The 6,758-nt window shown below is 42.4% G+C and carries 5 protein-coding genes; 3 read left to right on the forward strand and 2 right to left on the reverse strand.

Features of this window, described 5'->3' with window-relative positions; genetic code table 11:
- Window positions 1-30: 30 nt before the first annotated feature.
- On the forward strand, window positions 31-1,485 hold the full coding sequence (locus I6N96_RS14175) for an amidase (protein WP_209558203.1): 1,455 nt from the start codon (window positions 31-33) through the stop codon (window positions 1,483-1,485).
- A 124-nt stretch (window positions 1,486-1,609) separates the two neighbouring features.
- Here the strand turns inward: I6N96_RS14175 and I6N96_RS14180 are convergent, their stop codons facing one another.
- The gene (locus I6N96_RS14180; protein ID WP_209558204.1) at window positions 1,610-2,593 is read right to left on the reverse strand and encodes a choloylglycine hydrolase family protein; all 984 of its coding nucleotides are present in this window, start codon (window positions 2,591-2,593) and stop codon (window positions 1,610-1,612) included.
- 374 nt (window positions 2,594-2,967) lie between these two features.
- Here I6N96_RS14180 and I6N96_RS14185 point away from each other — a divergent pair, with 374 nt between their 5' ends.
- A complete protein-coding gene (locus tag I6N96_RS14185; protein WP_209558205.1) occupies window positions 2,968-4,158 on the forward strand; it encodes a DUF998 domain-containing protein in 1,191 nt (396 codons plus the stop codon).
- Window positions 4,159-4,286: 128 nt separating this feature from the next.
- Here I6N96_RS14185 and I6N96_RS14190 read toward each other — a convergent pair whose 3' ends face one another.
- Complete coding sequence (locus I6N96_RS14190) at window positions 4,287-5,705, reverse strand: glycoside hydrolase family 1 protein (RefSeq protein ID WP_209558206.1); 1,419 nt, start codon at window positions 5,703-5,705, stop codon at window positions 4,287-4,289.
- Between the two features lie 181 nt (window positions 5,706-5,886).
- Between I6N96_RS14190 and I6N96_RS14195 the strand changes: the two genes are divergently transcribed.
- Window positions 5,887-6,600, forward strand: a complete 714-nt coding sequence (locus tag I6N96_RS14195; protein ID WP_209558207.1) for a GntR family transcriptional regulator — start codon at window positions 5,887-5,889, stop codon at window positions 6,598-6,600.
- The last annotated feature ends 158 nt before the right edge of the window (window positions 6,601-6,758 follow it).

Below are 6,758 nucleotides of genomic sequence, written 5' to 3' on the forward strand. Positions count from 1 at the left end.
TCGATGTCAACTGTGAAAGGAGCAATAAAAATGAAGGATGCAACTTATTGGGTAGAGAAATTCAAACAAAAGGAAGTCAGTCTGCCTGAATATTATGAAGCGTTGGATGAGAAGATGAAGAAAATAAATCCTGAACTCAATGCATTAGTTGAATGGAATCTGGATGAGCAGATTGAAAAAATAAAGAACCATTCCTTGAGAGATAATCAGCCTTTTGCCGGGATGCCGATACCATTGAAAATGCTTGGTCAGGAAAAAGCTGGGTGGAAAAGTACATTTGGGTCCCGTTTGCTTTCAGAACATCGTTCCTCAAGAACTTCTAATTTTACAGCAGGATTGGAAAATATCGGTTTTGTTCCAGTAGGACAAACGAATTCGCCGGAATTTGGCTTTAAAAATATCACGGATCCGGCACTTTATGGATCTGCTAAGAATCCTTGGAATCTTGATCATTCTCCCGGCGGGTCAAGCGGCGGGGCTGCAGCAGCGGTAGCAAGCGGGCTGTTCCCGATTGCCGGAGCAAGTGATGGCGGCGGCTCGATTCGGATTCCGGCAGCCTTCTGTGGACTGATCGGGTTAAAACCGACAAGAGGTGCGATGCCGACTGGACCAAATGGCTATCGAGGCTGGCAAGGGGCGGCTGTTGACTTTGCAGTTACTGTTTCCATGAGAGATACAGAAACACTTTTTTATGCGCTGAGGGGCAATGAGAAGGCATCACCGTATCATCCGCCTCGTGACGAGTGGCAGGAGCATAAAATAGATAGACCGCTGAAGATTGCTTTTGTGTCTGCTTCTCCTGCAGGGACACCAGTTTCTATAGAAGCAGAGCTGGCATTGAAGCACACGATGACAGAGTTGGGTAAGTTAGGTCATGAGCTGACGGAAGTGGTTTGGCCTTTTGACGGTAGGGAATTAATAAAGAGCTATTATCTGATGAATGGCGCTGAAACTTCAGCGATGTTTGATGGCATACAGAAAAGTCTACCGCGAAAGCTGACAATGAATGATATGGAGCTGTCCAGCTGGGGGCTTTATAAATATGGTGAAACAATTCCGGTAAAAAAATATATTCAGGCACTGAATTCATGGGATTCGACAGCTTTGATGATGGAACAGCTGTTTTCGGAATATGATCTGCTTCTGACACCAACGGCCGCGGATGCGGCTCCAAGGATCGATCAGGAGTTTCAAAGTGATAAGATTCGGGCAGCTCTTCGTGATGCTGAGAATCTGGAGGAAGCCGAGCTGGCAGTGTTGATTGGCGATATGTTTGAAAAGGGTTTGGCTTTTACACCATATACTCAGTTGGCCAACTTGACTGGCCAACCAGCAATCAGTCTGCCAATGCATGTGACTCAAAACGGCTTGCCGTTTGGCGTTCAGTTCATGGCTTCTAAGGGCCGAGAGGACCTGCTGCTTCATATTGGTAAGGAGCTGGAGGAACAACAACTGTTCAAGCTGCCGAAGGCTTATGGTGAGTAATTGTGGGAGAGTAGGATAGGTAGAAGAGTTGGGCTGCAGTGTAGTCCATAAACAGTTTTTACGGTTGAAACCAAAAACATGGAGGAAACGGCTGGTTTGATCCAGTTTGTTTCCTCCATTTCTTTTATTCACCCAGTGATGTTGTAGTGAAGCCGGTTGGTACATCATATTCAATAGGTGCCGGGCTGTTCAAAAGTGCTTCTGTCAGTTGGAGAGAGAATACCTCCGGTGTATGATAAGGGTTGAAGTAATAGCGCTGATTCTTCGTATCAAAAGCAGCTCTGTATTGAGTGTAATCTGTCGAACCATCATTTTTCAAATTGACGCCTTTAGGAATTGTCACATTATCTAAAATGTGAAAAATACCGGTTAGTGCTTCATCAGCTGTTTCTGTGCTGATTATATAATTCCTTAAATAAACTGCTCGTACGAATCGCTCGGGAGAGGTGTATCCGCCTGGAAGACCGTAAGTACCAGAGCCTTGACCGAAAGGAACTGCCGACAATTTGCCAAAGGTTTTAGCCGGAAAATTTTGCGGTTGTAGGGACAGGTAATTGTTCAGATTCTGTAAATGCCATTCAAAACGTGGGCTGTTGGTCATCACGTGAACAGGATTTTCTTTGATTGTTAAAGTTTTGTCATGTGTTTCGACAACAACAGTCTGCCCGGACGAATCAGCGACAATAAAATGCAGAGGTAGAACAACACCTAAGAGCTGATTCTCTGTATTTAGGATCGACACTTCATGGATTCTATTTTTCAATTCTTCGATACTGCTGATATTTCCTAATACCCACATAATGAACTCATGAGGAGCTAAGGCTGTTGTTTCAGGCAGTGGGGCTTCAAGATAGCTTGCCTCTGTTGGAAAATAAAGCTCAGCAATTGCCAGCCCTTTTTCATTGACGCCGTCAGCAAATAAATAGGCCCCCAGCTTTCTTCCTGTGCCGACAAAGCCATAGGGGAATGTAAGGGTTTCTCCCAGCTGCGGGGTAAAGGTATACTGCCGTGGAACAACGACGGGTTTTCCATCCAGTTCAAAGCCAAAATCCATGGTTCTTGCAAGGTAGTTTGAGTGGTCATTTTCTAAAGTGATACTTGTACACATATAGTTCCCTCCTTTATGTCAAAAAGTATACGCTTGAATGACGAAATTCACAAAGAAGATGGCATCGAGAGAGGGACAATATTTCTGTGGAATGAATGAAGTCGCGGGGGCGGGTGTGATAGGTCATAGCTGATTAAGAGCGTGATGGAATAAATAACAGGAAAATCAGCTGAATCATTTGAAGTATTTCGCCACAAACGTTATTCTATATAAGTCCTGTTAGATGACGGTATTGCGTCCTCATGGAATAGACAAAAGAAATCTTGTTGTGCATTTAGCATAATAGTATATGCGAGCAATCGATAACTGTTCGAGGGAAAGACAGGACAGCTTTAATCGTGGGAAAAAGTTTGGAATGAAGGGGAATGACGATTATGAAAAAGCAAGAGGAGTTTCAGCTGCCAAAAGAAATTCTGGAGGAAATCGATCTTGATCAACAAAATGAAATGGACTTGGATGTCCAGAGCGGTAAGCTGATAATACGGAAAAAGCAGAAAGGTGTAGTAGAAGGGCAGACGATTTCTTTAAGAGGATTTTTACTGCCGACGATTCTTTCTACAATCGTATTCTTTCTTTTCTTTTATTTGAAGAAATACAGCTATGTACCGTTGGTGGGCCGTCCTTCGATTGGTGAGCTGGTTAGTACTGTCGGGGTGTTGACGGGGATTCTTACTCTGATCATCACATTTATAGGTATTAAGAAAGGGCGGACGCATTCACAGGCGAAGGCTCTATACTGGCGGAATTTTCCGGCATTAGTGATCTCGTTTCTGATTATTCTATTTCTGGGCTCACTCTTTCTATTCAGATTGTTAGGCTACATGTTCCCTGGAATCTCTTTTGATTTATTTACTGCTACGTTATTTTTCTTTGTGATCATGGCTGTGATAAACTATCTGATGATCTATGTTGTACTGGAGCTGTCGCCGATGCTTTTGACCAATATTTTGACTTTGGTGATCGTCGGCGGTGTGTTAGGTGCAATGCTGACCAATCGGGAAAAGCAATGGTGGCAGCATAACTTTAGCTTCTTAGGAACAGTGGAGGCAACGAGTAGATGGCAGTTCAATTTGACCTTGATCTTGTCAGCAGTCTTGATGATTGCATTGATCGATTATTTATTCGTCAATCTCAAACAAAAATATAGCGGAATCAAGCTGACAATTCTACGCTGGTTATTGATTCTGGTAGCATTGAACCTTGGAGGTGTCGGAGCATTTCCTTATCAAGATGATTCGATTTATGGCGTGATCCATAACCAGGTTGCGGCTAATTTGGTTTACTTGATCATTATCTTGATCGTGGGCATGCATTGGCTGTTGCCGAAGGTTACCAAGGAATTTAAAGTAACTTCTTATGTGATCATGGGACTGCTTGTTCTGACAGTTGTTCTTTTTCAGGGCGTGCACTATTTTTCTCTGACAGCCTTTGAGCTGGTTTCATTTTTGATTGCATTTGTCTGGCTGTTGATGCTCTTCCAGTATCTGCAAAAGCTGGTTATTGAAAATACAGAGAAAGAGCACATTACTATCTATCTTGAAAATACTGGGAAAGAATTGAAATAGTAAATAAATGAATATGAAAAAGCCTTAAGGGAGACAGTGTAGTGCCCCCAAAAAGTCTGACTTTTTGGGGGGCACTACACAGAAACAGTCTTTTCTTAAGGCTTTTTTTACTGTATAGTCCTACAATGTCAAACCAGCAGATCGACGTCGTAGTCGAAGCTGTTCGCATCACTGAGACGTTTATAGAACTCGCCGCTTTTTTTGATTGTTCGTTTTTGAGTAGGCAAATCTAGTGAAACCAACCCATAGCGGTTTTTATAGGCATTTATCCATGACCAGCAATCAATGAAGGTCCATAAGTGGTAGCCCTTGATATTGCAGCCCTCTTGAATAGCTTTCCATAAATAAGCCAAATGGTCTTGGATATATGCGATCCGGTAGTCGTCGATCACCTGTCCGTTCTCATCCATGAATCGCTCTTCATCTGCAACCCCCATACCGTTTTCAGAAATGAACGCTTCGATATTTCCATAGTTGTTTTTGATATCCATACATAGATCATAGATACCTTTTTCGTAGATTTCCCAACCACGGTACTCATTCATCTTACGTCCCGGCATGATATGGTTCTCAAAGAACCATTCAGGGAGAAATGGCCCATTCGGATTGATGGCACCCAGACGTGCTTTTACTCGACGAGGCTCATAGTAGTTCAGACCCAGGATTTGGGCAGTGTTTTCTTTGATGATTCTCAAGTCCTCTTCTGTGATATCCTCTGGCAGTTGTCCATACTCATCTAAGAGCAGCGTCAATTTTTCTGGAAAGACACCTTTTACCATTGGATCGAGAAAGCTTCGTGTGTAAAACAGGTCAGCTAGCTCTGCGGCTTGTACATCCGCTGGATTCTGACTTCTTGGAAATGTCGGACTAAGGTTTAGGATAACACCTATTTTACTTTGCAGCTGTCGTTTTTTATGTGCAGAGATTGCCTTTGCGTGTGCCAGAATAGTGAAGAAAGCTGCTTGAGCACCGCGTTTGAAGTCGATGATATTCGGGTAATGGAAGTCTTCAAGATAGCTTCCAAGAATAGGTCCAAGAGGCTCGTTAAATGTAAACCAGTGATAAACTAAGTCTCCGAACTCCTTAAAACAGGTATCGGCAAAATGGACATAGGCGTCGACAACCTCACGAGATTCCCAGCCTCCCTTATCCTGCAGCTTTGCAGGCATATCAAAATGATAAAGATTTGCGAAAACCTTGATGCCTTGTTTAGTCATTTCAGAAAACAGGTCACGATAAAAAGCAATGGCCTGTGGATTGACTTCTCCTGTCCCGTCATTTGGAAACATTCTTGCCCACGAAATCGACACACGGAAGGAATTATGCCCAGTCTTTTTCATTAGCTGAACATCTTCCTTGTAGCGGTGAATATGGTCCGTCGTTGTTTCTGAGCTGATTCGATTATAGAAACGGTAAGGCTCTTGTTTGTACCAGCGTTCCCAAACAGTTTCTGCTTTTCCGGTTTCTCCGCGTCCTTCTGATTGTTCCGCAGACCATGCCGAGCCCCACCAGAAATTCTCGGGAAATGTTAATGTCTGTTTATTCATGATTGCCCTCCTTCGTTCTCAAGAAGTATCATACCATCAAAAAAACTAAAAATAAACAGTTTTAATTAAAAGTATATAATTTTATTTTAAAAGGATGTGTTATGTCGGATAGGTATTGAAAAAAAGAAATAAAGGTATATAATAGAGTATAGTTTTATTGTCAGGATATGGAGAGAAAAAGATGAAAAAATTACCAAAATATATGGAAGTCTACATAGATATCAAGAAGAAAATCGAAGAGGATATCTATCAAATTGGGGAAAAATTACCGTCAGGAGAAGTACTGGCGAAGAAATATGATACCAGTAAGCTGACGGTGAAAAAGGGGTTGGACCTATTGGTATCAGAAGGAATCCTGCATAGCCGCAGCGGTTTTGGGACAGAAGTCTTACGGAAGCCAATTGATAATTCGAAGGTTTTTGGACCGAGTGACGGATTATTCAGTGTTGTCGGTGAAGAGCATGTCCATTCGGAAATTCACACCTTTTCCATTGAACTCCCCTCAAAAAAAGTGCAGGATATGCTGAAAATCGGTGAGAAAGAGTATATTTACAATATTGTTCGTAGTCGGTTCATCGATCATAAGCCCTACTCACTTGAACAGACATTCATGCCGCTATCTACGATCCCCGGATTAGAGCCTAAACATCTGCAGAAATCGGTGTATTCATACATTACACAAGATTTAGGACTTGAAATAAAGGCTTCGCACATTTGGATCAAAGGAGACAAAGCGACAGAGTTTGATGCCAAAATTTTAGGGATAGAACGGGGCGAGTTCATGATAGAGGTTGAAAAGGTGGTATCCTTAACAAGCGGAACGCCATTTGAGTATTCTGTTACCCGACATCTGTATGATGATTTTATTTTTGAAGCTGTTTTTGTAGAAAATTGATTGTAGTAAAAAGCCTTTGCAGGCTTTTTATTTTTTTTGTATGTTCTGAAAACCCCTAGCTATGCTAGGGGTTCTGGAGAGCTTCCAGCGTGGTATTAAAAAAGCCTCCTAAACTGTTAAGATGAGGTTGGTTTCCCGACCGCCACATCAAAAATTTT

It is taken from the genome of Enterococcus larvae, from assembly GCF_017830045.1.
Lineage (GTDB): Bacteria > Bacillota > Bacilli > Lactobacillales > Enterococcaceae > Enterococcus_L > Enterococcus_L larvae.